Source organism: Nonomuraea sp. NPDC050783 (assembly GCF_040802095.1).
GTDB lineage: Bacteria > Actinomycetota > Actinomycetes > Streptosporangiales > Streptosporangiaceae > Nonomuraea.
Genome location: NZ_JBFAHK010000032.1, coordinates 57,346 through 82,580, shown reverse-complemented (window position 1 = coordinate 82,580; position 25,235 = coordinate 57,346). Strand labels below are relative to the sequence as shown.

Here is a 25,235-nt window from a genome sequence, read left to right as displayed (position 1 = left end):
GCGCGGGCGACCCATGCGCGGGCGACCCATGCGCGGGCGACCCATGCGCGGGCGACCCATGCGCGGGCGACCCATGCGCGGGCGACCCATGCGCGCGCGACCCATCCGCGGGCGACCCACGCGCGGGCGGTCCCTCGCTCCGCGCGTCCAGGAAGACGACTGACGGCCGGCTCGGTCGGCGGGGTCAGGCCAGGGGGCGGGGGGCGGGGAGGCGGAGGCGGTCGACGGCGTCGCGGCGGGTGCGTTCGGGGCGGCGGTCGTAGCGGGCCGTGGTGGCCGGCGAGGAGTGGCCGACCAGGGCCTGGGCGGTGGCGAGGTCCACGCCGGCGTCCAGCAGCTCGCCGATGAAGGTGCGGCGGAAGTCGTGGGCCGTGCGGGGGGCCGCGCCCGCGGCGGACAGACGGCGGGCCAGGATGTCGGCGATGCCCTGCCCGGTCAGCCCGACCGGGCGCCCGTCGCGGGCCCGCAGCCGCCCCGCCACGCTGAGCGGGCTGAACAGCGCGCCCGGCGCCGGGCCGCGCACCGCCAGCCAGCGCTCCACCAGGCCGATCGCGTCCGTCGTCAGGTAGACCAGGCGCTCCTTGTCGCGCTTGCCGCGCACCCGCAGCGAGCGCGCGCCCGGGTCGTAGTCGGCCAGCGTGAGAGAGCCCAGCTCGGCGCGGCGGCAGCCGGTGGAGTAGAGGACCGCGATCAGGGCCGCGTCCCGGACGCCGGCGGGGGAGTCGTCGCACGCGGACAGGGCCGCGCCGACCACCTCCGGCGGCACGTGGTGCCCGGACGGCAGCCGGTGCTGCCGCACCGGCGCGAGGTCGGTGGCGCGGGCCAGGTCCTCGGCGCTCACCTGGCCCAGGCGCCAGGCCTCCTTCATCACCCGCCGCAGCGCCACCAGGTGCTTGTTGACGTAGGCGGCCGACCAGCCCTGGCCGGTGAGGAGCGTGCGGATGCGTACCGTGTGCTCGTAACGCAGCAGGTGCCACGGCTGGCCCTCGCCCGTGGCGCTCTCGTCGCCGGTGAGCAGCCGGGCCAGCCGGTCGAGGCAGCCGCGCATGGTGCGGCGCGACTCCGGGCTGGTGAGCGAGTCGAGATAGACGTGGTAGGGGTCGCGCGCCGGCTCGACCGCCGGCGCCGCCATCGCTCCGGGAACGGCAGGCAGGCTCACCCGCACGATCTTAGAACGCCACCCCCGGTCCGGGAGCGCGCGCGGCGCCACGGGACCGGGGGCCCGTGCGGGCTCAGCGCAGCGCGGCCACGCCCTCCAGCAGCCGGTCCACGTCGGAGCGGTCGTTGTAGGGGACGAGCCCGGCACGGACGGCCCCGCCGGAGTCGCGGACGCCGAGCGCGCCGGTCAGCTCCCAGGCGTAGTTGTGGCCGTTCCAGACGTTGACACCCCGCCTGGCCAGGTGCTCGGCGACCCGGCGCGGGGCGTGGCCGGCCACGTTGAAGTAGACGGTGGCGGTGCGGCGGGCCGGCTTGCCGTACACGGTGACGTGCGGCAGCGTCTCCAGGCCCTCGACCAGGGCGCCGAACAGCTCCAGCTCGTGCTCCTCCGCCGCCGCCATCGAGGCCAGCAGCCGCTCGCGCCGGGTGCCCGCGCCCGGCACCATCGCCGCCAGGTGGTCCACGGCCGCCGTCACGCCCTCCAGGTCGGCGAAGGCCGCCGTGCCCGTCTCGAACCGCTCCGGCACCGTGTCGGGCGAGCAGGCCAGCTTGTCCGGTCGCAGCGTCTCCAGCAGCGCGGGATCGGCCACCACCGCGCCGACGTGCGGGCCGGACCACTTGTAGGCGCTGGTGGCGTAGAAGTCCGCGCCCAGCGCCCGCATGTCCACCGGGCCGTGCGCGGTCGCGTGCACGCCGTCCACGAACACCAGCGCCCCAGCCCGGTGCGCCAGCTCGGCGATCGCCGCGACGTCGGGACGGGTGCCGAGGATGTTGCTGGCGGCGGTCACCGCGACCAGGCGGGTGCGCTCGTTGACGAGGCCGGCGTACTGCTCGACGGGCAGCTCGCCGGTCACCGGGTCCACCTCGGCCCAGCGCACGGTGGCGCCGGTCTGGACCCAGGGGCGGACGTTGGCGTCGTGGTCGAGCCGGGAGAGCACCACCTCGTCGCCCGGGCCGGCGATCGCGCGGGACAGGCGGTAGGTGAGGGTGGTCATGTTCGGGCCGAGGATCACGCCCGCGGGGTCGCCGCCGACCAGGTCGGCCACGGCGGCGCGGCAGGCCGCCACGATCGCGTCGGAGCGGTGGCTGGCGGGGAAGGCGCCGCCCACGTTGCCGATCCCGCAGCGGTAGGCGTCGGAGATGGCGTCGATCACCGCCCGGGGGGTCTGCGTGCCGGCGGCGCCGTCGAGGTAGGCGTGGCCGTCGTTGAGCGCGGGATAGCAGGCGCGTACCGCTTTGATGGGGAAAGGCATGATAGGTAGATGCTCACCCGCCGCGACCTCAACCGTGCCACCTTGGCCCGGCAGTACCCGCTCGACCGCCACGGCGGCGGCGTGGGCGACGTCGCGGCGGCGGCCTTGAAGTGACGGGCGGAGTCTGATTTGTTCGGGGCGGAGGTGGTATGCCCATGCCGCAGCTCACCGCCCTGGACGCCCAGTTCCTCAACGTCGAGACCGCCACGAACGTCGCCAACATCGCCGGCCTGGCCGTCCTGGAGGGCGACCTCAACCGGGCCGACCTCCAGGCCCTGCTCGAACGGCGGCTCCCGTACGTGCCCGCCCTGCGGCGCAGGCTGGCGCCGGTGCCGTTCGGGCTGGACCACCCGTACTGGGTGCAGGAGGACGACCTCGACCTCGACTACCACGTCCGCGAGATCGGCCTGCCGCCGCCCGGCGACGACCGGCAGCTCGCCGAGCAGGTCTCCCGTCTGCACGCCCGCCGCCTCGACCGCGGCCGCCCGCTGTGGGAGATCTACCTGATCCACAACCTGGCCGGCGGCCGGATGGGGCTCTACACCAAGATCCACCACGCCGCCGTGGACGGCATCGGCGGCGCGGACGTGCTGGCCGCCCTGCTCGACGTCACCCCCGAGCCCGCGCCGCCGCCCCCGGTCGCGCCCGAGCGGGACGAGCCGCCGCCCGGACAGGCGGAGATGCTGGCGCGCGGCCTGGCGCGGCTGGCGCTCAACCCGGCGCAGGCGGCGCGGTTCGCGGCCGCCGCCGTGCCGCACCTGGACGAGATCCCCGTCGTGTCCTGGCTGCCCGGCAGCCGCCTGCTGTCCGGGCTGGCCCGCCGGCTGGCCGGCGACGGCGGCGTGCCGGGGCTGCCGTCCCTGCCCGCGCCCAGGACGCCGTTCAGCGGGCCGGTCTCCCAGCACCGGCGTTTCGCGTTCGTGTCGCTGCCGCTGGAGGAGGTCAAGGCGGTGCGCAAGGCGTTCGGGGTCACCGTCAACGACGTCGTCATGGCGGTGTGCGCGGGCGCGCTGCGCGGATGGCTGGCCGCGCACGGCGGCGTGCCCGACCGGCCGCTGGTGGCCGGGGTGCCGTTCTCGCTGCGCGAGGCCGGCGTGCCGGGCCGGGGCAACCAGGTGACGATCATGACCGCGCCGCTGGCGGTGCACGTCGCGGAGCCGGCCGCCCGGCTGGCCGAGGTGCGGCACGCCATGCACCGGATCAAGGACCGGTTCTCCCTGGCGCCGGCGCGGTGGCTGCGCGAGTTCAGCGAGTCGATGCCGGCCGCGCTCATGGGCCTGGCCTCGCGCTCGGCGTTCGCGCTGGTGGGGGAGACCGCCCCGCCGATCAACCTGATCATCTCGAACGTGCCGGGACCCCAGTTCCCGCTGTACGTGTGCGGCGGGCTGCTGCTGACCCACTACCCGGTCTCGGTGATCACGGACGTCAGCGGCGGCCTCAACATCACCGCCTTCTCCTACAACGGCTCGCTCGACATCGGCGTCGTCACCGACCGCGCGATGATCCCCGATCCCTGGGAGCTGGCCGGCGGCCTGCGTACCGCACTCGACGACCTGCTGAACGCGGAAGCCGCCCTGCCGCGCTGACCCCGTGCCCGGCGGAACTGTCGGGGGCATGTGGCACCTTGGGAACGGCGTGCTGCCGAACCACGCAGGTTGGGTAGCTTGGAGGTGACGACCCACACGGTCCCGCTTCTTCTTGTCCTGCCATGCCCGTTTCATTGCACAAGGTGGCGATGCCGCAGTCCCATCCTTCACCCGCATTCCGTGCGTCCATCCAACGCGAGCGAGGAGCGAATCTTGTCCGAAGCAGCAGAGGTTCTCGAACTGGACGACAACAGCGCCGACGGCCATGCGCCCGTCGGCGCGGACTCGGTCAAGGCCTACCTCAAGGAGATCGGCCGTGTGCCCCTGCTCACCGCCGAGCAGGAGATCGACCTGGCCAAGCGCATCGAAGCCGGCCTGTTCGCCCGCGAGCGGCTGGACACCGAGGAGGGGCTGTCCGACGAGCTGCGGGCCGACCTGGAGTGGATCGCCGCCGACGGCGTCGAGGCCAAGCGCCGCATGCTGGAGGCCAACCTGCGGCTCGTGGTCTCCATCGCCAAGCGCTACACCGGCCGCGGCATGTTGTTCCTCGACCTCATCCAGGAGGGCAACCTGGGCCTGATCCGGACGATCGAGAAGTTCGACTACCGGCTCGGCTACAAGTTCTCCACCTACGCCACCTGGTGGATCAAGCAGGCGATCACCCGGGCGATGGCCGACCAGGCCCGCACCATCCGCATCCCCGTCCACATGGTCGAGCTGATCAACAAGGTGGCGCGGGTGCAGCGCCGGCTGCAGAGCGACCTCGGCCGCGAGCCCACCCCCGAGGAGATCGCCGCCGAGACCGACCTCGACGTCGAGCGGGTGGCCGAGGTCCAGGGTTACGGGCGCGAGCCGGTCTCGCTGAGCATGCCGCTGGGCGAGGAGGGCGACAGCGAGTTCGGCGACCTCATCGAGGACACCGAGGCCGTCTCCCCGGCCGACGCGGTGTCGTTCACGCTGCTCCAGCAGCAGCTCCACAGCCTGCTCGACCAGCTGTCCGAGCGGGAGGCGGGCGTGATCAGCATGCGGTACGGCCTGGCCGACGGCAAGCCGCGCACGCTCGACGAGATCGGCAAGGTCTACGGCGTCACCCGCGAGCGCATCCGCCAGATCGAGGCCAAGACGATGTCCAAGCTGCGCCACCCGTCCCGCTCGCTGGCGCTGCGCGACTACCTGAGCTAGACCGGGGTGAGGGTGCCGTTCCGGCGGGGACAAAACCACCTGCGTCCGGCCGGATCGGGCCTTTAGGGTGTGTCGCGTGAGAGACGTACGCGCCCTGCCCAAGGCCCACCTGCACGTCCACCTGGAGAGCACCGTACGCCCGGAGACCGCCCGCGACCTGGGCGGCGAGCGCCCGCCCGAGACCGGTTTCGCCAGTTTCAGGGAGTTCGCCGACGCGCGGGCACGGGTGCGCGGGCTGCTGCGCGCGCCCGAGCACTTCCGGCGCGTCGCGGTGGAGTTCTGCGAGGACGAGGCCGCGCAGGGCACCCGCTGGGCGGAGGTCACCTTCACCGCCGCCGCGCACGGGGAGCGGCTGGGGGAGCCGGAGATGCCGCTGGAGGCGGTGCTGGACGGGCTGGCCGAGGGTTCGGCCCGGTACGGCATCGAGTGCCGGGTGCTGCTCGACCACTCCAGGCGGCGGCCGGTCGAGCGGTTGTGGCGGACGTACAAGCTGGCCGTGCGGCATGACGAGGTGATCGGCCTCGGGGTGGCGGGTGACGAGGCGTACCCGCTGGCGCCCTTCGCGCCGGTGTGCGACGCCGCCAGGGACGCCGGGCTGCGGCTGACCCACCACGCCGGGGAGACGGCCGGGGCGGCGAGCGTACGCGAGGCGCTCACGCTCGGGCACGCCGAGCGGATCGGCCACGGGATCCGGGTGCTGGACGACCCCGAGCTGGTGGCGGAGCTGCGCGAGCGCGGCGTCCCGCTGGAGGTGTGCCCGACCTCCAACGTGCTGCTCGGGCTCGTGCCCTCGCTGGCCGGGCATCCGCTGCCGCGGCTGCGGGCCGCCGGGCTGGCGGTCACGGTCAACACCGACGGGGAGACGGCCCTGGCCGACGAGTACGCCCGGCTGCGCGAGGTCTTCGGCTACGGCGACCGGGAGCTGGCCGAGCTGGCCCGCGCCTCGATCGACGCCTCCTTCGCCCCGCCGGAGGTCAAGACCCGCCTGCGGGGCGAGGTGGACGCCTGGCTCGCCGCCCCCGCCCCCTGACGCCCGGCAGGGACGCGCGCTGCGGGCATCCCGCACCCGGCGCCCGGGGCGGAGTTCATCCCTGCGCGCGCCCCCCGAGTCTTCGCGCACGTCTGGTCATCGCCGACGCCGTGCTGCACCCTGGAGAATGTGAACCTGGCGACGTCGGAACAGGAGTCCGCGCGGGAGCGGCTCACCCAGCAGGTGGCCTGCGCCGGGCTGGCCGGAGCGCTGCTCCCGTTCGTCCAGGCCGGGTGGACGCTGCTCGTGCTCGCCCTCACCGCGGAGTCCAGGTGGCCGGTGCCGCCGCAGCAGGCGTGGGAGTCGGGCCGCTGGGCGGTGCTCGTGCTCGTCTGGCCGTTGTTGTGCCTGCTGAAGGTGCGCCCCGCCTGGCCCGTCGCCCTCGCCGGGCCCGCCTTTCTGCTGCCCGTGCAGCTGCTCGCGGCCGACCTGGCGGGCATGGCGATCGTGCTGGCCGGGGTGTTCGCCTATCCGTTCGCCGTCCTGGCCACGGCGCGCGAGGCCGGCTGGTGGCGGCGCGCGCTGGCGCTGGGCCTGTACGCCGCGCTCTGCGGGTTCCTGGCCGTCGTGCCGGGGTCGGCGGTGTCGGTGCACTTCACCTGACGGGTGCACGTCACCTGAGGGGTGCACGTCACCTGACGGGTGCACGTCACCTGCCGGCCGCCGCCCCGGCCCCTGTCGCCGGGGGGACGGCCGGGATCCTGACCACGGCCGCGCCCAGCGGCGCCAGCTCCACCCGTCCCGCCACGGGCCGCCCGGTGAGCAGGTCCGTGCCCTCGCCGTCCAGGGGGACCGACGCGCCCAGCTCGCCGCTGTGGTTGAGCAGGAACACGTACTCGTGCCGCTCGTCACCGCGCACGGCGCACTCCACGTGGGCGGGCACGCCGGGGAAGCGCGAGCGCACGCCCGCCGCCTCGACGGTCCCGGCCACCAGCGCGTCGAAGGCCGCCTGCTCCAGCAGGGTCGCGACGTAGACGACGCGCCCGGCGCCGTAGCGGTTCTCGACCACGGCCGCCCGGCCCGCCAGCAGCCCGTCGGCGTAGGTGGCCAGCGCGGTGCCGCCCTCCAGGTGCAGGTCCTCCCGCCACCAGGTGGCGGTGGCCGTGCCCCCGCCGGCGAGCTTCACCGCGAACTCCTCGTGCGGCCGGGCCGGCCAGTACTCGTCGATCCTGGCGCCGATCAGCTCGCGGAACGCCCCCGGGTACCCGTCCGGGCGCACCCGGTTGTCGGCGTCCACGACGCCGGAGAAGAACGACATGAGCACGGTGCCGCCGGAGCGCGCGAACTCGGTGATCCGCCGCACCCCCTCGTCGCCGATCAGGTACGCGTTCGGCAGCACCAGCACCTTGTACCCGTCCAGCGGCGACCTCTCCGCCACCACGTCCACCGCGTGGTGGCGCTCCCACAGCGGCGTGTAGTGCCGCATCACGATGTCGGTGTAGCTGAAGTCGGAGCGCGGCAGGCCGAAGACCTCCTCCAGCCCCCACCAGCCGTCCCAGTCGAACAGGATCGCGATCTCCGACCGGGAGGTGGTGCCCGCGACCGGCGCCAGCAGCTTCAGCTCCCGCCCCAGGTCCTTGATCTCGCGGAACGTCCGCGACCGCGGGCCCGAGTGCGGCACCATCGCCGAGTGGAAGCGCTCCTGCCCGCCCCGGCTGGCCCGCCACTGGAAGAACATCACCGAGTCGGACGCCCGCGACAGCGCCTGCAGCGACCCGAGCCGCATCCGGCCCGGCTCCTTGACGACGTTGAGCCGCCACTGGCTGACGGCGCTGCTCGCCTGCTCCATGAGCAGCCACGGCTGCCCGCCCTTGAGCGAGCGGAACAGGTCGAAGGTGAAGGCCGCCGAGACGTGGGAACCGGCGTCGGCCGGGTCCGGGTAGATGTCGAGCGCCACCGCGTCCTCCTCCGGCGCCCACCTCCAGTAGTCGGCGTGCCGGAAGAAGCGCATGAAGTTGGTCAGCACCGGGATGTCGTCGCGGAAGGAGCGGACGATGTCGCGCTCGGCGACGAAGCACTCCAGCAGCGCGTCGGAGGTGAAGCGCTTGAAGTCCAGGCGGCGGGTCGGGTTCATCCAGGTGCGCGGGATGTGCGGGACGTCGATCTGCTCCCAGTCAGTGTAGACCTGGCCCCAGAAGCGGGTGGTCCACGCCTCGTTGAGCCGGTCCAGGGTGCCGTAGCGGCGGCGCAGCCAGCGGCGGAAGTTCTCCGCGGCGGCCGGGTTGTAGGCGGTCGGCCCGTACTCGTTGCTGATGTGCCACATCGCCAGCGCCGGGTGGAAGGAGTACCGCTCGGCCAGTCTGGTGGTGATGTTCGCCGCGTAGCGGCGGTAGACCGGCGAGGACGGGTCGTAGTGGAGGCGGTTGCCGAAGCCGAACGGCTGGCCGTCCTCCCTGATGGGGAACACCTCGGGGTGCAGGTGCGTCAGCCAGACGGGCGGGGCCGCGGTGGGGGTGGCCAGGTTTACGCTGATGCCGTTGTCGTGGAGGAGGTCCATGACCTCGTCCATCCAGCCGAACTCGTACCTGCCGGGCTCCGGCTCCAGCGACGCCCACGCGAACACGCCCAGCGAGACGATGTTCACCCCGGCCTCGCGCATCAGGCGCACGTCCTCCCGCCAGACGTCGGGCTCCCACTGCTCGGGGTTGTAGTCGCCGCCGTAGGCCAGGCCCTTCATGCGGCTCCTGAAGGCGTCCATGCGGGTCATCTCAGCGCTCCTGCTCGGCGGGCTCGGCGGGCTGGGTGGGCTCGGCGGGCTCGACCGTCACGGCGGTCAGGCGCGGCTCGGCGCCGGTGATCTCGTGGACGGGGCCGGTCAGCATCACGGCCCGCTCCTCGACGACGTCCGCCACCGAGCGGCGGACGGACAGCGCCACCTCGCCGGGCTCCACGATCCTGCGCCCGTCGCGGCCGGTGAAGGCCAGCAGCCGGGACGGCACCTCGAAGGTGACCCTGGCGCTCCGGCCGGGGGCGAGCTCGACGCGGGCGTACCCGACGAGCTGGGCGAGCGGCCGGGTCACCGAGGCGACGCGGTCGGCGGCGTAGAGCTGGACGACCTCGGCGCCGGGCCGGTCGCCGGCGTTGCGCACGGTGACCGAGCAGCGGATCGAGCCGCCGGCCGGAGCCGTCGCGTCGGCCGACAGGTCCGCGTAGGCGAAGGTCGTGTAGCTCAGCCCGTGGCCGAAGGGCAGCGCGGGCGCGGGGTCGATGTTGCTGACCGACCCGGCCCCGCCCAGCTTGGGGTGCAGGTAGCTGTAGGGCTGGCCGGCCACCGACCGGGGCAGGCTCATGGGCAGCCGGCCCGACGGGTTGACCGCCCCGCTCAGCACCCGGGCGATCGCGCCCGCGCCCTCCTCGCCGGGGAAGAACGCCTGCACGACGGCGGCCGCGTCGCGCAGCAGGCCGGGCACCGCGTAGGCGCGGCCGGTCATCAGCACCACCACGGTCGGCGTGCCGGTGGCGATGACGGCCTCGGCCAGCTCCCGCTGCGCGCCGGGCAGCTCCAGGCTCTCCGCGTCGCAGCCCTCGCCCGAGGTGCCCCGCCCGAACAGCCCCGACCGGTCGCCGAGCACCACGATCGCCACGTCGCTGCCGGCGGCCAGGCGGGCCGCCTCGGCGATGCCGGAGCGGTCGCCGTCGTCCACGCCGGTGCCGCGCGCGGTCTCGATCACCGCGCCGGGCAGCTCCGCGCGCAGGGCCTCCAGCAGCGTCGGCGCGGCGATCCCGGTCTCGGCCCCGGGGAAGTGCGGCAGCACGTGCTGGACGAAGGAGTAGCAGCCGAACAGCGCGGCCACCTCGTCGGCGTTGGGCCCGACCACGGCCAGCCGGCGGCCGGCCGCGTCGCCGAGCGGCAGCACGCCGTCGTTGGCCAGCAGCACGACCGACTCCTCGGCCAGCAGCCGGGCCACCTCGCGCGCCCCGGGGTCGTCGAGGTCCACCGGCCCCTCGGGCTCGACCGGCTCGTAGCCGTCGTCGAGCAGCCCGAGCCGGGCCTTCTGCCGCAACACGCGCAGCAACGCCCGGTCGACGAGCGCCTCGTCGAGGCGGCCCGAGGTGACGGCCTTCTTCAGCGGCTCCAGGTACGCCACCCCGGTGGGCAGCTCGACGTCGATGCCCGCGGTGAGCGCCTGCACGGCCGCGTCCTCGGCGTCCTCGGCGACGGCGTGCAGCGTGTGCAGGAAGGCGACGGAGAAGTAGTCGGCCACGACCGTGCCGTCGAAGCCCCACTCCTCGCGCAGGACCCGGGTCAGGTAGTGGGCGTCGGCGGCGACCGGGACGCCGTCGATCTCGGCGTAGGAGTTCATGACCGAGCCCGCGCCGGCGTCGCGCACCGCGACCTCGAAGGGGAACAGCAGCGTGTCGGCCACCTCGCGGGCGCCGGCGTGGACCGGCGCGAGGTTGCGGCCGGCCCGGGAGTTGGAGTAGCCGACGAAGTGCTTGAGCGTGGCGACGACGCCCGCCGATTGCAGGCCGCGGACGTAGGCGGCGCCGATGGTGGCCACCTCGTAGGGGTCCTCGGAGATGCACTCCTCCACCCGCCCCCACCGCTGGTCGCGGATCACGTCCAGCACCGGCGCGAGGCCCTGGTGGACGCCGAGCTCGCGCATGCTCGCCCCGATGCGGCCCGCCATGCGTTCGACCAGCTCCGGGTCGAACGACGCGCCCCACGCGGGCGGCACCGGGTAGACCGCCGCCCGCCAGGCCGCCAGCCCGGTCAGGCACTCCTCGTGGGCGAGCGCCGGGACGCCGAGCCGGGTGCGGTCGCGCAGCCACCGCTGCCGGGCGGCCAGCACCCCGGCGGCGTGGCGCGGGTCGACCGGGCGGGTGCCGTAGTGGCGGGTGATCTGGCCCAGGCCGGCGCCCGCGAACGCCTCGAACTCCACCTCCTCGCCCTGCATGGAGTCCTGCATCGGGGCGACCACGCCCTCGTCGCGGTTGGCGTTCAGCCATACGCCCACGAGCTGGGCGAGCTTCTCGTCGAGCGACATCTCGGCCATCAGGTCCCGGACTCGCCGGGCGCGGCGTTCCTCCAGCTCCGACACCGGCTGTTCCACACGTGCAGGCATGATCCCTCGAAGGTGTTGCAAAAAGCGCTGACAGAACTCGGTCAGAAAGTTTCTGACCAACTTTCCGAAATATTACCGTGACATTGCCGAAGCGTTACGGTAGGCTCCGGCTCGTAGTAATGTCAACAGGTCCACGTGAAGAGCGGCATGGCTGCGGTTGTCCCAGCTCACCGGGGCCCCGAGGCTTTTCCGATACTTTCCGAAAAGTTGTGGAGGTGCGAGATTTCCGTGCGCCGAGCCACGCTCGCGGACGTCGCGGCGGCAGCCGGAGTGTCGGTGCCCACGGTGTCCAAGGTCCTGAGCGGCAAGAAACACGTCTCCGCCGCCACCCGGGACAAGGTTCTCGAAGCGGTGCGCGCCTTCGGCTACGAGGCCCCGCGCCCGCCCACCACGCCCCGGGCCGGCATCGTCGACCTGCTCATCGACGGGCTCGGCTCGCCGTGGTCGCAGGTCGTCGTCTGCGGCGCCGAGAAGGCGGCCGCCCGCTGGGGGTTCTCGCTCGTCGTGACCTCCTCCCTGCGGCCCGACTTCGACCTGCGGCGCTGGATCGGGATCATGCGCAAGCGCGGCACCGACGGCATCGTGCTCGTGCTCTCGCGCGCCAACTCCGAGGAGATCCGGGCCATCGAGGAGCTGCTGCACGTCCCGCTGGTCCTGCTCGACCCGGTCGGCCAGCGCGACCCGCGCCTGTCCACGGTCGGCGCCACCAACTGGAACGGCGGCGTGCTGGCCACCACCCACCTGCTGGAGCTCGGCCACACCCGCATCGGCTTCATCGGCGGCCCGCTCGACGTGCAGTGCACCCTCGACCGCTACGAGGGCTACCTGGCCGCCCACCGCACGTTCGGCATCGAGCCCGACCCCGACCTGACCCGCTACGGCGATTTCCTCGTCTCCGGCGGCAAGCGGCGCGGCGCCGAGCTGCTCGACCGCGACGACCCGCCCAGCGCCGTCTTCGCCGGCTCCGACCTCCAGGCCGCCGGCGTCTACCAGGCGGCGGCCGAGCGCGGCGTCCGGGTGCCCGCCGACCTGGCGGTGGTGGGCTTCGACGACTCGCCGCTGTGCGAGACCCTGTCGCCGCCGCTCACCACCGTCCGCCAGCCGCTCGACGACATGGCCAACGAGGCCGTCCGGCTCATCAGCGAGGAGCTGACCCATCCGCGCGGCGCCGCAGGGACGCGCATCGAGCTGGCCACCACGCTCATCGTCCGCTCCAGCACCGGCCCGCCCGCCAGGACCGCCTGACCGGCTGACCGGCGGGGCGCGTGAGGCGGCGTGGACGCGCGCGGCCGCCGGGCGGATCCTGGAGGCATGGTCACCCCACCGGCCCCGCTCCCGACCTCGCCGCTGCTGGAACGCCTCCGCGCCGCCGTCATCGGCGACGACGAGGTGCTGCACGGCCCCTACGGCCCCCGCCGCATCACCTACGCCGACTACACCGCCTCCGGCCGCTCCCTGGCCTTCATCGAGGACTTCATCCGCGAGCACGTCCTGCCGCGCTACGCCAACACCCACACCGAGAGCTCCGGCACCGGCCTGCAGACCACCCGATTACGCGAGCAGGCCCGCCGCGCCGTCCACGAGGGCGTCGGCGGCGGCCCCGACGACCTGGTGATCTTCTGCGGCTCGGGGGCGACCGCCGCGGTCAACAAGCTCGTCGCCATCCTGGACCTGCGGGCCCCCGGCCGGGGCGACCTCCGCCCCGCCGACCGGCCGGTGGTGTTCGTCGGCCCGTACGAACACCACTCCAACGAGCTGCCCTGGCGCGAGTCCATCGCCGACACCGTCGCCATCGGCGCGGACGCCGCCGGCCACATCGACTGCGACGACCTGCGCGACCAGCTCGTCCGCCACTCCCGCCGGCCGCTGCTCATCGGCAGCTTCTCGGCCGCCTCCAACGTCACCGGCATCCTCACCGACACCGAGCGCATCGCCGCGCTGCTGCACGCCCACGGCGCCCTGTCGTTCTGGGACTACGCCGCCGCGGCCCCGTACGTGCCGATCCGCATGACCGCCGGCTCGCCCGGCGCGGGCGACCACAAGGACGCCGTCTTCCTGTCGCCGCACAAGTTCGCCGGCGGCCCGCAGACGCCCGGCGTGCTCGTCGTCCGGCGCGAGCTGGTCGGCGGCCGGGTGCCCACCGCGCCCGGCGGCGGCACGGTCCTGTACGTGGACCCCGTGGGGCACCGCTACCTCGACGACCCGGTGGCCCGCGAGGAGGGCGGCACCCCGGCCATCGTCGAGTCGATCCGCGCCGGGCTGGTCTTCCGGCTCAAGCAGGCCATCGGCACCGACCTCATCCGCGCCCGCGAGGAGCACTTCTGGCAGCGGGCCCTGTCGCGCTGGGAGCACAACCCGAACATCGAGATCCTCGGCGACCGGCACTCGCGCCGCCTGCCCATCGTCTCCATCCGGGTCCGTACGGCGGGCGGGCTGTTCCTGCACCACAACTACGTGGTGGCGGTGCTGAACGACCTGTTCGGCGTGCAGGCGCGCGGCGGCTGCTCCTGCGCGGGCCCGTACGGCCACCGCCTGCTCGCCATCGACGCCGCGCGCTCGCGGGCGTTCGAGCGGGAGGTCGGGCAGGGCTGCCAGGGCATCAAGCCCGGCTGGGTGCGGGTCAGCTTCCCCTACTTCATCTCCGGTGCCGTCTGCGACTACCTCATCGGCGCCGTGGACCTGCTGGCCCGCCACGGTCACCGGCTGCTGCCCGACTACCGCTTCGACCCGGCCAGCGGGCTGTGGCGGCACCGCGGCTGCCCGGCGGAGCCGCCGCTGCGCCTGTCGGACCTGCGCTTCGAGGAGCCGTACCGGCCGGTCGCCGCCCGGGAGCGGGCCGGCGAGGACGCCCTGCCCGGCTACCTGGAGCAGGCCCGCGCCCTGCTGGAGTCGCGCCCGGACGGGATCGAGCCGACCCCGCCGGGCCTGCCGGGCGACTTCGAGCGCCTGCGCTGGTTCCCGCTGCCCGGGACGTGCCTGTCCGGCGAGCGCTAGTTGGCGCAGTCCTGGTTGTCGAGCGCCAGCGCGATCTGGTAGATCCGGCCCTTGCCGTTGAGGAGGAAGGCGTAGTACGCCTTCGGGTTGCCGGGCGCCTTGATGTAGGGGAAGCCGCTCGCGGCGGTCTTCAGCTTCGGGTAGGCCCGCTTGAGCTGCGTGCGGGTGGAGCCCAGGCCGATGCCCGCCGGGGTCCTGGCGCCCTTCGGGGCGAAGATCATGGCCACGCCGTGCTTCTTCGAGATGTAGAGCCCGACGGCGTCGCGGCCGGCGGGGTGGGCCTTGAGCTCCCAGCCGGTGCACGTGCCGGAGTCCGTGCCGCGCTTGTGGGTGATCCTGCCGGTGGCCTTGGCGGCCTTGGCGCTCATGCCGAGCCGCACGCCCCCGTACCCGTGGGGGCCGAACGTGCCGCCGGCGGTGGCGGCCTGCGCGGCGGGTGCGGCGCCGGCCAGCAGGAGACCCGCGGCCAGCGCCGCCGCCAGCGTCGTGCCGGCCATCGTGTGTCGTGTCATGAACGGTACGACGACCGGCGGCCCGGCGAGGTTCACCCGCCAGGCGAAGATCGTCCGGTCACCAGGTCACGGGCAGCTCGTGCATGCCGTAGACCGCGGCCTCGTCCTTGAACGTGAGCTGCCCGGCCGGGACCGCCAGCCGCAGCCCGGGGACGCGCCGCAGCAGCGTCTCGAAGACGATCTCCAGCTCGACCCTGGCCAGGTTCTGGCCGAGGCACTGGTGCGGGCCGTAGCCGAAGGCCAGGTGGCTGCGGTCGTCGCGGTCGAGGTCGAACCGGTCGCCGTCCCTGAACACCTCCGGGTCGCGGTTGCCCGCGTTGGCCAGCATGAGCACGCCCGACCCGGCCGGGATCACCGTGCCGCCCAGCTCGACGTCCTCCAGCGCCACCCGCGCCATCGCGAACTCGGCGATGGTGAAGTACCGCAGCAGCTCCTCCACCGCCCCGGCCGTCCTGTCCGGGGCCGCGCGCAGCTCGGCCAGCACCTCCGGCCGCTCCAGCAGCAGGTACGTGCCCAGCGAGATCATGTTGGCCGTCGTCTCGTGCCCGGCGATCAGCAGCAGGAACGCCAGGCTGAGCAGCGCCGGGCGATCGACCCCGCCGCCCTCGCGCTGCTTGGCGATCTGGCGGCCGAGCAGGTCGTCGGCGGGCTCCTGCTCCTTGGCCGTGATCAGCTTGTCCAGGTAGATGGCCAGCTCCAGCACGGCGTGCTGGCGCTCCTGCTCGGTGGCCCGCCGGTTGAGCAGCTGGGCGGAGTTGACCTGGAAGAAGTCGTGGTCGGTGTACGGCACGCCCAGCAGCTCGCAGATCACCAGCGACGGCACCGGCAGCGCCAGCGCCTCGACCAGGTCGGCCGGGCGGGGGCCGGCGAGCATGGCGTCCAGGTGCTCGTCCACGATCTGCTGGATGCGCGGGCGCAGCGCCGCCATGCGCCGGACGGTGAACTCGCCGACCACCGCGCGGCGGGCCTGGGCGTGCTCGGCGCCGTCCATCTCCAGCATCATCTTCGGCAGCGGCGACATGGACATCTGGCCCTCGGGCTGGTCCACCAGACGCGGCGCGTTGGGGTGGCGCCGGTCGGCGGTGAAGCGCGGATCGCTCAGCACCGTGCGGATGTCCTGGTAGCGGGAGGCCACCCAGGCATCGTGCCCCGTCGGCAGCGTGACCTTGGCGACCGGCTGCTCGCGCAGGAGCCGCATGTGCTGCTCCGGCGGGGCGAACGGGCAACCGCGGGTGACCTGCAGCGTCCCGGCGGTGTCAGCGGCGGCGCCGGCGGCGGGGTCAGCAGCGGTGTCAGCAGCGGAGTCAGTGGTCAAGAGTCTTCCCCATTCAGTGTGGTGTCCGACCGCACAACTTCCCTACACATGCAGGCTAACCGACAGATGTCAGGGAAAGTACACTGAAGGTGTGGCGATCACGAGAGAGCGTGCGGGCGAGCCGGGTGGGCCGGGTGGGCCGGGCGACCGCCGGGTGCGCAGGACCCACGCGGCCCTGCGGCGCGCGCTGATCGACCTCGTCCAGGACCGTGACCTGTCCCGGATCAGCGTGGCCGACGTCGCCGGGCGCGCCGGCGTGAGCCGCTCCACCTTCTACGACCACTACCGGGACGTGCACGACCTGGCCGAGTCCGCCTGCACCGCCATGATCGACGAGCTCGTCGAGGCCATCCCCGACGGTGCCTCCGACACCCTGCTGACGTTCTTCAGCCACCTCGCCGAGCACGCCGGCCTCTACCGCGGCGTCCTGGGGCCGCGGGGCAGCGCCCGCGTCATCGACCACGTGCGCCGCCGCGCCACGGTCGCCTCCTACACCGGCGCCCGCGGCGCCGGCCCCGCGGGCGGCCCCGCGGGCGGCCCCGCGGGCGGCCCCGCGGGCGGCCCCGCGGACGGCCCCGCGGACGGCACCGCGGGCGGCACCGAGCCCGAGACCCCGCACGACGTGCCGGCGGCGTTCACCGCGGGCGCGCTCCTCGGCGTCGCCACCGACTGGCTGCAGCGCGGCTGTCCCCGCCCGCCGGCCGAGATGGCCGCCCTCACCTGGCCCCTCCTGCTGGCCCTGTACGAGGGACCTCAGCCCGGCAGGCCGGCGGCGACCGCGCCGAGCGCGGCACGGGCGCCGGTGACGGGCTCGCCGTGACCGACGCAGGCCAGCTCCGCGTCCACCTCCGCCAGGCGGCGGAACGAGTCGAGCATCTCGGCCCGGTCGAGGTTGAACACGCCCGGGATGACCTGCCCGTCGACGTGCGCGACGGTGTCCCCGGTGAACAGCACGCCGGCGCTCGGCAGGTGCAGCGCGATGCTGCCGCCGGTGTGGCCCGGCGTGTGGATCACCCGCGCGCCGCCGCCGAAGCCGATCACGTCCCCGTCCTCCAGCTCGTGGTCCACCCGGCACGGCGGCGCGGGCGGCAGGAGGTGCGCGCCGAGGCTGCGGTGCAGGGCCCGCTCCTCGTCGGTGAAGTTCGGCGGGGGAGCGGGCACCTCGCCGCGGATCACCGGCGCCTCCAGCCGGTGGGCCAGGACGGTGACGTCCCCCCAGCCGGCGATCCCGGCGGCGCCGCCGGCGTGGTCCTCGTGGAAGTGGGTGAGGACGACCTGCCGGACGGCGTCCCTGGTGAGGCCCAGCTCTTCGAGCGCGGCCGCGATCTCCTCGTCCGAGGTGGCGATGCCGCTGTCGACCAGGGTGAGCCTGCCCGCGTCGTTCCACAGGTACGCCTGGCCGAACTCCAGCAGCAGCAGGTGCAGCTCGGGACGGATCGCCACGATCTTCATTCTCGGTTCCCCCTCTTCGTCAGGGAGACCAGGTAACCCTGCCTGTCCAGGGGTGTCCAACAACGATGCGCGTCCGATTGACAACCCATGGTGGATAATCCACGATGCGTCAGGTGGACGCAGACATCGAGGGCATGCGGGCGTTCGTCGTCACGGCGGACGAGCTGCACTTCGGGCGGGCCGCCGCCCGGCTGTTCGTCACCCAGCAGGCGCTGTCGAAGCGGATCCGCCGGCTGGAGGAGGCGCTGGCGGCGCCGCTGTTCGAGCGGACGACCCGGACCGTGGAGCTGACGGAGGCGGGGCGGCGGCTGCTGCCCCGCGCGCGGGAGGCGGTGGCCGCGTTCGACCGGGCGGTGGGCGCCGTGCGCGCGGCCGACGAGCCGCTGCGGGTGGACGTCTACGACGAGCGGTTCACGCCGCTGCGGATGGTGCGCCGGGCGAGCGAGCGCGACCCGCGGGTGCGGATCGAGCTGAGCATGCGGCAGGGGCTGTCCGTGGCGCTGCCGGCCCTGCGGCGGCAGGAGCTCGACGCGGCGTTCGGGCGGGTGCACGACACGCCGGCGCCGTGGCCCGCCGAGCTGCTGCACCGGCTGGTGCGCCTGGAGCCGCTGCACGCGTTCGTGCCTCATGACCACCGCCTGGCGGACAGGGACGTGCTGCGCCCCGCCGACCTGCGCGAGGCGGGCATCGCCATGCCCGACCCGGCGGGCGCGGCGGAGTGGCGCGGCTACCTGAAGCGGCTGGCCGGGCGGCTGGGCGTGCCGCTGCGCTTCAACGCCCCCGCCATCGGCCAGCGGCACCTCGTGGAGCAGTTCCTCGCCGAGAAGGCAGCAGTGGGGCTGGGGGAGAGGAGCATCGACGCGGCGGGCAGCGGGCTGCGCCGCATCCCGATCGTCGAGCCGGAGCCGCTGCTGCCGTGGTCGATCGTCTGGCACCGGCGCAACCCGCGCCCGCTGCTGCGGGTGCTGTTGCGGCACCTGCGGCCGGTGGCGCTCCCCGACGATCCCGCGGTGTGGGTGCCCGAGACCGACTATCAGCCCTTGAAATAACGCTCTATTGTGAATATTTCTCCGATAAGCCGTCTTGTCACTGCATTTCCTCGGGGACACATATATCTCATTACCCGGCCGGTAATTTGACGGGCGATTTCCCGTAGAGTCAACGTGGAGAACTGGTAAAAGTGGAGTCAAGGCAGTCCCGACAACCAAGGACTCGTCATGATGACACCGGATCTCCTGGTCGGTGCGTTGCTCGGCGCCGTGCTCGCGGCCGTCCTCTTCGTGCTGACGGGCGCCCTCGTCTGGCAGGCGCGCGCCAAACGCGCGGCTTACCGAGCCCGCGACGCCGCCCGGCGCGAGGCCCGCTCCGCCGAGCAGAAAGCCGGGGCGGCGCGGAAAAACGCGGACGCCGCCCAGCAGCAGGCCGAGATCAATAAACAGTGGTACGACGCCGCCGTGGCCGAATTCGGGCGATTGGTGGACCGGCTGCGCGCGGTGGCCGACATCGAGGCCGGACACCCCGCCGTCGAGGTCCCGGGGCTGCTGCACGAGTGCCTGGCCGGGACCGCCGTGGCCGCCCACTGCCGCGAGGCCGAGAGCCTGTTCGAGGAGCGGGCCGCCGCCATCCGCGCCGACGTCGCCGCCGCGGCCCGCTCCGGCGTGCGCGGCATCGCCGACACCGCGCAGGCGGCGCTCACCCGGTTGCAGATCAAGATCGACGAAGAGCTGGACGACCACGCCGGCAGCCCCCGCTACCACCAGGGCCTGGTCGAGATCGACCACCTGTCCACCCAGGCCCTGCACAGCCTCCAGCGGCTGCGCATCCTGGCCGGCTCCTGGCCGGGCGTCCAGCGCGAGGACTGCACCTTCCGCGAGATCATCGAGAGCGCCCGGGGCCGGATCGGGCCCTACCAGCGGGTCGACTACACCTACCACCCCGACGCCGGGGAGGTCATGGTCGAGGGGCGGGTGGCCGAGCCCATCATCGTCGCGCTGGCCGAGCTGCTCGACAACGCCACCGCCTACTCCGACGACCGGGTCGACATCTACGTCCAGGCCGTCCAGGCGGGCTACCGCGTCGTCGTGGAGGACCGCGGGCTCGGCATGAACACCTTCCAGCGGGCCGAGGCCGAGCAACTGCTGTCCAGCGACACGCCGATGGACGCGGCCGCGCTCAAGGACGAGCGGCGGCTCGGCTTCGCCGTCACCGGGCGCCTGGCCCACGACTACGGCTTCCGGGTCGATGTCGGCGCGCCCTCCAGCAGCGGCGGGGTGAAGGCCGTCTGCCTGGTGCCCACCCACATGATCATCCACGTTCCGTCCGACGCCGCCGACCCCGCGCGGGCCGGCACCGCCGCCGCCTTCGGGCCTGACCATCCCGACTGGGCCGTCCTGCCGGAAGTGACGGTGCCACCGGAGCCGGCCGCCCCTCCCCCGCCCGACCTGGCGGCCGGGCGCGCCCCCCGGCTCTTTCCCCCGGAGGAGGCGGAGGAGCCGGGGGAGTGGGAGGAGCAAGGGGCGTGGGAGGAGTCCCGGGAGCAAGGGGAGTGGGAGGAGTCCCGGGAGCCCGGCGAGCGGGGCGGGGTGCCGCTCACCACGGCGTCGGGCCTGCCCAAGCGCCGGGGGCAACGCCCGGTGGCGCCGCACCAGCAGGTCCCGGCGGCCCAGCGTCCCATGACCGACGCCCTCGCGCCCGACGACGACGACGCCGGCATGGGGTCGATCTTCGAAGCGCTCCGCGCCGCGTACGCCGACCGTGACACCGACCAAGGACAACCGCAGCCATGACCACCCAGCACACCGCCGACACCATCGACATGACCGGCCACCTCGACCGCCTGGTCACCGAGAACGACGGCCTCATCAACGCGATGTTGTTCACCACCGACGGCTTGCTGCTGGCCCGCTCGCGCGGCCTCGGCCGCGACGAGGCCGAGCGCACGGCGGCGATGATGGCGGGCCTGCAGTCGCTGCAACGCCAGCTCGCCGGCTTCTGCGGCGTGCCCGCCGAGCAGGAGCTGTCGGCCCCGTGGCGGCACATGATCAGCGACCTGTCGGAGGTGACCGTGCTGCTGTTCGCCGCGGGGGAGCGCACCGGCCTCGCCGCGGCGGTCCGCGGCGGTTCCACCACCGGGCCGGTCGCCGTGGCCATCCAGGCCATCATGAAGACGATCAGGGGGTTGCAGCCGGTGCTGGGCGCCCGGGAGCGGAGCAAGCCGTCGTGACCGGGCCCCGGCAGCGGCGGGCCGGGATGGTGCGTTCGCACGCCGTCATCGACGGCGACGCCGTGCCGTCCCGCTCCACCCTGGACGAGGCCACCCTCCTGATCGCCGATCCCCGTCAGCCGGTGGCCGGGCTCGGCGCCCACGCCCAGCGCGCGATGGCGTTGTGCCGGCCGGGCGTGCTGTCGGTGGCGGAGGTCGCCCACCACCTGCGGCTGCCCGGCGCGGTGGTCAAGGCCATCGTCACCGGCCTCTCGCGCAGCGGCCACCTCACCACCCGGGCGCCCTACGCGCCCACCGCCGGTCAGTACGACCTCGAATTCCTGCAGCAGGTGCTGGATGCCCTCCACAAACTCTGACCGCTACGTGCCCGCCACGGCCCGCCCCGTCAAGATCGTCGTGCTGGGGCCGTTCGCGGTGGGCAAGACCACGTTCATCGGCACCGTCTCGGAGATCCGGCCGATGCACACCGAGGAGCAGCTCACCCGGGCCGGGCAGCTCGTGGACGACCTCGACGACCTGCGCGACAAGAGCACCACGACCGTCGCCATGGACTTCGGCCGCCTCACGCTCACCCCCGACATCGTGCTCTACCTGTTCGGCGCCCCGGGCCAGCAGCGCTTCGGCGGCATGGTGCGCTGCCTCATGGACGGCGCGCTCGGCGGGCTCGTCCTGGCCGACACCCGCCGCCTCGACCAGAGTTTCCCCGCCATCGACCTGCTGGAGGAGGCGGGCCTGCCCTACACCGTCGCGATCAACCACTTCGCCGGCTCGCCCCTGCACCGCGAGGCCGACCTGCGCGAGGCCCTGGCCCTGCCCGACGACCGCTCCCTGGTCAGCATGGACGCGCGCGAGCTCGGCTCCGCCAAGCAGGGCCTGATCGCCCTCGTCACCGCCATCATCACGCAGTCCCGTCTGGAGCCCGCCCGATGACCATCCCCGCAGCCGCCGGCGTGCGCCTGTTCGGCGAGGAGTTCGCCGCCCGCCCCGACGACGCCTACGACAAGCTGCGCGCCGAGGGCCCGGTGGCCTGGGCGGAGATCGCCCCGGGCGTGCGGGCGCTCGTCGTGGTCGGCCGGCGCGCCGCCCGCGACCTGCTCAACCAGGTCGAGACCTACAGCAAGGACAGCCGCCTGTGGGGCGACCTGGCCCGCGGGCAGGTGCCGGGCGACAGCCCGGTGCTGGCGCTGATGGCCTTCCGTCCCAGCCTGCTGTACGCCGACCGCGAGCGGCACGCCCGGCTGCGGCACGCCATGGACGACTGCCTGGCCCGGATCAACCTGCACCACCTGCACGACCGCACCCGCGGCCACGCCGTGCGCCTGATCGAGCGCTTCGCCCGCGACGGCCACGCCGACCTGATGAGCCAGTACGCCGACGTCCTGCCGCTGCTGGTCTTCGCCGACCTGCTCGGCTGCCCCGCGCCCATGGTGGAGCGGATGGTGGCCGGCTGCCAGGGCATGATCGGCGCCGGCCCGCGGGCCGAGCAGGCGGCGGCCGACCTCGCCGCCGTCCTGGCCGAGATCATCCGGCTCAAGAGCGACCGGCCGGACGACGACTGCACCACCTGGATGCTGGCCCACCCGGCCCGGCTGACCGCCGAGGAGATCCTGCACCAGCTCGTCGTCCTCATCGGCGCGGGCACCATCCCCACCGCCGCGTGGATCGCCTCCACCCTGCGGCTGCTGCTCACCGACGACAGCTACGCCGGTGACCTGTCGGGCGGCGCGGTCACCGTGCGGCGGGCGATGGAACAGGTGTTGTGGACCCGCTCGCCCATGGCCAACTTCTCCGTCCACTACGCCCGCCACGACACCGTCCTGCACGGCGTGCCCATCCCGGCCGGCGTGCCGATCCTCATCAGCCACGCCGCCACCGGCACCGACCCCGCCGCGCCGCACCCCGGCTACGGCAACCGCTCGCACCTGGCCTGGTCGGCCGGGCCGCACCGCTGCCCGGCCGACAGCCACGCGGCGATCATCGCCCAGACCGGCGTGGAGACGCTCCTCGACCGGTTGTGGGACCTCGACCTCATCGACCCGTTCGCGCCCAACCGGCACGGCCCCTTCCACCAATGCCCCGCCAGCCTCGGAATCCGTTTCCGGCCCCACCCGGCAGACGCCCCCTCCGCACCGTCGCCGATCGCTGGAGGTCCTCGTGACCATGGCACCCACCCCTCTCGACACCACCGGAACCCGCCTGCATGAGCAGACCGACCGCCTGCGCGCGGCCGGCCCCGCCGCCCGCGTCCTGCTCCCCGGGGGCCTCGTCGCCTGGTCGGTGACCAGGGGCGAGGTGGTCAAGCACCTGCTGACCCACCCCGACGTCTCCAAGGACGCCCGCAAGTCCTGGCCGGGCTACCGGCCCTTCGCCATCGCCTGGCTGACCGCCTGGGTGGACGTGGTGAGCATGCTCACCGCCGACGGCGACGACCACAAACGCCTGAAGGACCTGGTCGGCCGGGCCTTCACCGGCCGCCGCATCGACGCGATGCGCCCCGCGATCGCGGCGATCGTGAGCTCGCTGCTCGACGAGCTGGCCGGCCTGCCCGCCGGCCTGCCGGTCGATCTGCGCTCCCGCTTCACCTACCGCATCCCCAGCCGGGTCATCTGCGACCTGTTCGGCGTCCCGGACGGGCAGCGGCCCGCCATGCTGGCGAGCATCGACGCCGTCCTCGACCACAGCCTCACCCCCGAACAGGCGACCGTCATGCAGCGGGACCTGTACGCCGCGATGCACCGGCTCGTCGGCACCAAGCGGAAGGACCCGGGCGACGACCTGACGAGCCTGCTGCTGGCCACCCACCAGCGCGACGACCGGCTCAGCATGGACGAGCTGGTCAGCACGCTGATCCTGATGATCGGCGCGGGTAGCGAGACGACGGTCTCGCTCCTCGACCACGCCGTCGTCGCCATGCTGACCCACCCCGACCAGCTCGGGGCGGTGCGCGCGGCCCCGGCCCGCTGGGCGGACGTGATCGAGGAGAGCCTGCGCCTGCACTCGCCGGTGGTGCACCTGCCGCTGCGCTACGCCACCGCCGAGATCGACCTGGGCGAGGGCGTGGTCATCGGCAAGGGGGAGCTGATCCTCATCGGGTTCGGCGCCCACGGCCGCGACCCCGACGTCAACCCCGACCCCGGCCGCTACGACATCGACCGGCGCGACCGGCAGCACCTGGCCTTCGGGCACGGCATGCACTTCTGCCTGGGGGCGCCGCTGGCCCGGCTGGAGGCGGGGATCGCGCTGCCCGCCCTGTTCGCCCGCTTCCCTGACCTGGCGCTGGCGCGGCCGGCCGGCTCGTTGCCGCCGCAGCCGTCGTTCATCGTCGATGACGTGCGCGACCTGCCGGTCATCCTGGGAGCCGCCGTGGGCTGAGCGTGGAGCAGCGCGGTCATCCCTGGCCGAGCAGGTCCTCGGCCTGCTCGGCCACCGCGTCCACCGGGATGGCGGCCAGCCAGGAGGCGTCGTGCTCGCAGCGCTCCGCCCGCAGGTCCACGCCGCTCGCGCCGCAGCACGGGCAGGTGAGGGTCCACGAGACCAGCGGCCGGTGCCGGGCCCGGGTGAGCGGGCCGGCGTTGATGAGGTTGCCGCACCAGTAGAGGCCGACCGTGGCGGTGCCGACGGCCGCCGCCAGGTGGCGCGGGCCGGTGTCGTTGGAGACGACCAGGGCGCAGCGCTCGTACAGGGCGGCCAGGCCGCCGATGCTCAGCGCGGCCACGACGGGCGTGGCGGGGCGGCGCATGGCGGCGACGACCTCCGCCACCAGGCCGGCCTCCTCGCGGGTGCCGGTCACCACGACGGGCCGGCCGAGCCGGTCGGCGACGGCGGCGAAGCGGCGGGCCGGCCAGCGCCGTCGCGGGTCGCTCGCGCCGGGATGCAGCGCCACCAGGCCGGGCGGCGGCTCGCCGAGCACGGCCGCCAGCTCGGCCCGGTCGGCGGCGGTGACCGCCAGTCGCGGCTCCAACTCGCGCGCCTCGGCGCCGACCAGCGCGGCGACCTCCAGGAAGCGCAGGGTCTCGTGCTGGTAGTAGAGGTACGGCAGCCACAGGTCCAGCGGCTCGGCGTCCGGCGTGCGGAAGCCCGCGGTGACCCGCGCGCCGAGCCGGCGGACGAACGGGTTGGAGTGCCGGCCGCCGCCGTGGATCTGCACGGCCAGGTCGAAGCGCCGCCCGCGCAGCCGCCCGACCAGCTCCTGCGGGGCGGGGCGGCCCGGCGACCGGCTGGTCAGCCCGGTGATCGGCGGCAGGGCGACGACCTCGTCCACGGGCCCCGGGCGCCCGGCCAGGAAGGCCGCGTGCCAGGCGCCGCCGAGCAGGACGAGCCGCGCGTCCGGGTAGGCGTCCTTCAGCGCGGTGAGGGCCGGCAGCGCCACGACGAGGTCGCCGAGCGCGTTGGCGCGCAGCACCGCGATCGTCCGCACGCCGTCCAGCACCCCCGTCATGCCGTCCGTCGTGCCCGCCGCCCACC

21 protein-coding genes and 1 pseudogene are annotated in these 25,235 nt (G+C 74.1%); 14 read left to right on the top strand and 8 right to left on the bottom strand.

The window, feature by feature from the left end; all coding sequences use genetic code 11:
- Positions 1–184: 184 nt before the first annotated feature.
- Together AB0H75_RS45270 and AB0H75_RS45265 are read right to left on the bottom strand one after the other, a co-directional pair.
- Positions 185–1,159: a tyrosine-type recombinase/integrase gene (locus AB0H75_RS45270; RefSeq protein WP_367807305.1), complete on the bottom strand. Its 975-nt coding sequence runs from the start codon at positions 1,157–1,159 to the stop codon at positions 185–187.
- Between the two features lie 73 nt (positions 1,160–1,232).
- Positions 1,233–2,411 (bottom strand): cysteine desulfurase-like protein, encoded by a 1,179-nt coding sequence (locus AB0H75_RS45265; protein ID WP_367807303.1) that lies wholly within the window; start codon positions 2,409–2,411, stop codon positions 1,233–1,235.
- 155 nt (positions 2,412–2,566) lie between these two features.
- Here AB0H75_RS45265 and AB0H75_RS45260 point away from each other — a divergent pair, with 155 nt between their 5' ends.
- The 4 genes and pseudogenes from AB0H75_RS45260 to AB0H75_RS45245 all read left to right on the top strand — a co-directional run bounded on the left by AB0H75_RS45260 (position 2,567) and on the right by AB0H75_RS45245 (position 6,812).
- The gene (locus AB0H75_RS45260) at positions 2,567–3,997 is read left to right on the top strand and encodes a wax ester/triacylglycerol synthase family O-acyltransferase (protein ID WP_367807301.1); all 1,431 of its coding nucleotides are present in this window, start codon (positions 2,567–2,569) and stop codon (positions 3,995–3,997) included.
- Positions 3,998–4,276: 279 nt separating this feature from the next.
- A pseudogene (locus AB0H75_RS45255) lies at positions 4,277–5,179 on the top strand (RNA polymerase sigma factor); the annotation flags it as partial.
- Between the two features lie 76 nt (positions 5,180–5,255).
- A complete protein-coding gene (gene add, locus AB0H75_RS45250) occupies positions 5,256–6,209 on the top strand; it encodes an adenosine deaminase (RefSeq protein WP_367807299.1) in 954 nt (317 codons plus the stop codon).
- Between the two features lie 129 nt (positions 6,210–6,338).
- Positions 6,339–6,812, top strand: coding sequence for a hypothetical protein (locus tag AB0H75_RS45245; RefSeq protein ID WP_367807297.1), 474 nt, complete (start codon positions 6,339–6,341; stop codon positions 6,810–6,812).
- Positions 6,813–6,858: 46 nt separating this feature from the next.
- Here the strand turns inward: AB0H75_RS45245 and AB0H75_RS45240 are convergent, their stop codons facing one another.
- Together AB0H75_RS45240 and AB0H75_RS45235 are read right to left on the bottom strand one after the other, a co-directional pair.
- Positions 6,859–8,916 (bottom strand): beta-galactosidase, encoded by a 2,058-nt coding sequence (locus AB0H75_RS45240; RefSeq protein WP_367807295.1) that lies wholly within the window; start codon positions 8,914–8,916, stop codon positions 6,859–6,861.
- A 1-nt stretch (position 8,917) separates the two neighbouring features.
- Complete coding sequence (locus tag AB0H75_RS45235; protein ID WP_367807293.1) at positions 8,918–11,275, bottom strand: beta-glucosidase; 2,358 nt, start codon at positions 11,273–11,275, stop codon at positions 8,918–8,920.
- A 228-nt stretch (positions 11,276–11,503) separates the two neighbouring features.
- Here AB0H75_RS45235 and AB0H75_RS45230 point away from each other — a divergent pair, with 228 nt between their 5' ends.
- Entirely contained in the window at positions 11,504–12,520 is a 1,017-nt protein-coding gene (locus AB0H75_RS45230; protein ID WP_367807291.1) for a LacI family DNA-binding transcriptional regulator, read from the top strand.
- 66 nt (positions 12,521–12,586) lie between these two features.
- Positions 12,587–14,269, top strand: coding sequence for an aminotransferase class V-fold PLP-dependent enzyme (locus AB0H75_RS45225; RefSeq protein WP_367807289.1), 1,683 nt, complete (start codon positions 12,587–12,589; stop codon positions 14,267–14,269).
- Here the strand turns inward: AB0H75_RS45225 and AB0H75_RS45220 are convergent.
- Both AB0H75_RS45220 and AB0H75_RS45215 read right to left on the bottom strand, forming a co-directional pair.
- Complete coding sequence (locus AB0H75_RS45220) at positions 14,266–14,781, bottom strand: hypothetical protein (RefSeq protein WP_367807287.1); 516 nt, start codon at positions 14,779–14,781, stop codon at positions 14,266–14,268. The two genes, AB0H75_RS45225 and AB0H75_RS45220, sit on opposite strands and share 4 nt — an antisense overlap.
- Positions 14,782–14,839: 58 nt before the next feature.
- Positions 14,840–16,096 (bottom strand): cytochrome P450, encoded by a 1,257-nt coding sequence (locus tag AB0H75_RS45215; protein ID WP_367807285.1) that lies wholly within the window; start codon positions 16,094–16,096, stop codon positions 14,840–14,842.
- A 91-nt stretch (positions 16,097–16,187) separates the two neighbouring features.
- Here AB0H75_RS45215 and AB0H75_RS45210 point away from each other — a divergent pair, with 91 nt between their 5' ends.
- A complete protein-coding gene (locus tag AB0H75_RS45210) occupies positions 16,188–16,916 on the top strand; it encodes a TetR/AcrR family transcriptional regulator (RefSeq protein WP_367807283.1) in 729 nt (242 codons plus the stop codon).
- Here the strand turns inward: AB0H75_RS45210 and AB0H75_RS45205 are convergent.
- Positions 16,850–17,548: an MBL fold metallo-hydrolase gene (locus AB0H75_RS45205; protein ID WP_367807281.1), complete on the bottom strand. Its 699-nt coding sequence runs from the start codon at positions 17,546–17,548 to the stop codon at positions 16,850–16,852. The genes AB0H75_RS45210 and AB0H75_RS45205 overlap by 67 nt on opposite strands.
- Before the next feature lie 113 nt (positions 17,549–17,661).
- Here AB0H75_RS45205 and AB0H75_RS45200 point away from each other — a divergent pair, with 113 nt between their 5' ends.
- The 7 genes from AB0H75_RS45200 (at position 17,662) to AB0H75_RS45170 (ending at position 24,143) form a co-directional block, all read left to right on the top strand.
- Positions 17,662–18,597 (top strand): LysR family transcriptional regulator, encoded by a 936-nt coding sequence (locus AB0H75_RS45200; RefSeq protein ID WP_367807279.1) that lies wholly within the window; start codon positions 17,662–17,664, stop codon positions 18,595–18,597.
- 168 nt (positions 18,598–18,765) lie between these two features.
- Positions 18,766–20,334: a hypothetical protein gene (locus AB0H75_RS45195; protein ID WP_367807277.1), complete on the top strand. Its 1,569-nt coding sequence runs from the start codon at positions 18,766–18,768 to the stop codon at positions 20,332–20,334.
- Positions 20,331–20,771: a roadblock/LC7 domain-containing protein gene (locus tag AB0H75_RS45190; protein ID WP_367807275.1), complete on the top strand. Its 441-nt coding sequence runs from the start codon at positions 20,331–20,333 to the stop codon at positions 20,769–20,771. Before AB0H75_RS45195 ends, AB0H75_RS45190 begins: the two co-directional genes overlap by 4 nt.
- Positions 20,768–21,127, top strand: coding sequence for a DUF742 domain-containing protein (locus tag AB0H75_RS45185; protein ID WP_367807273.1), 360 nt, complete (start codon positions 20,768–20,770; stop codon positions 21,125–21,127). The genes AB0H75_RS45190 and AB0H75_RS45185 overlap by 4 nt, the downstream gene beginning before the upstream one ends.
- Positions 21,108–21,701: an ATP/GTP-binding protein gene (locus AB0H75_RS45180; RefSeq protein WP_367807271.1), complete on the top strand. Its 594-nt coding sequence runs from the start codon at positions 21,108–21,110 to the stop codon at positions 21,699–21,701. Before AB0H75_RS45185 ends, AB0H75_RS45180 begins: the two co-directional genes overlap by 20 nt.
- Positions 21,698–22,975 (top strand): cytochrome P450, encoded by a 1,278-nt coding sequence (locus tag AB0H75_RS45175; protein WP_367807269.1) that lies wholly within the window; start codon positions 21,698–21,700, stop codon positions 22,973–22,975. Before AB0H75_RS45180 ends, AB0H75_RS45175 begins: the two co-directional genes overlap by 4 nt.
- Positions 22,932–24,143: a cytochrome P450 gene (locus AB0H75_RS45170; protein ID WP_367807267.1), complete on the top strand. Its 1,212-nt coding sequence runs from the start codon at positions 22,932–22,934 to the stop codon at positions 24,141–24,143. Before AB0H75_RS45175 ends, AB0H75_RS45170 begins: the two co-directional genes overlap by 44 nt.
- A 16-nt stretch (positions 24,144–24,159) precedes the next feature.
- On the opposite strand, the gene AB0H75_RS45165 is transcribed toward AB0H75_RS45170, so the two are convergent.
- Positions 24,160–25,209, bottom strand: coding sequence for a glycosyltransferase family 9 protein (locus AB0H75_RS45165; protein WP_367807265.1), 1,050 nt, complete (start codon positions 25,207–25,209; stop codon positions 24,160–24,162).
- Between the last annotated feature and the right edge of the window lie 26 nt (positions 25,210–25,235).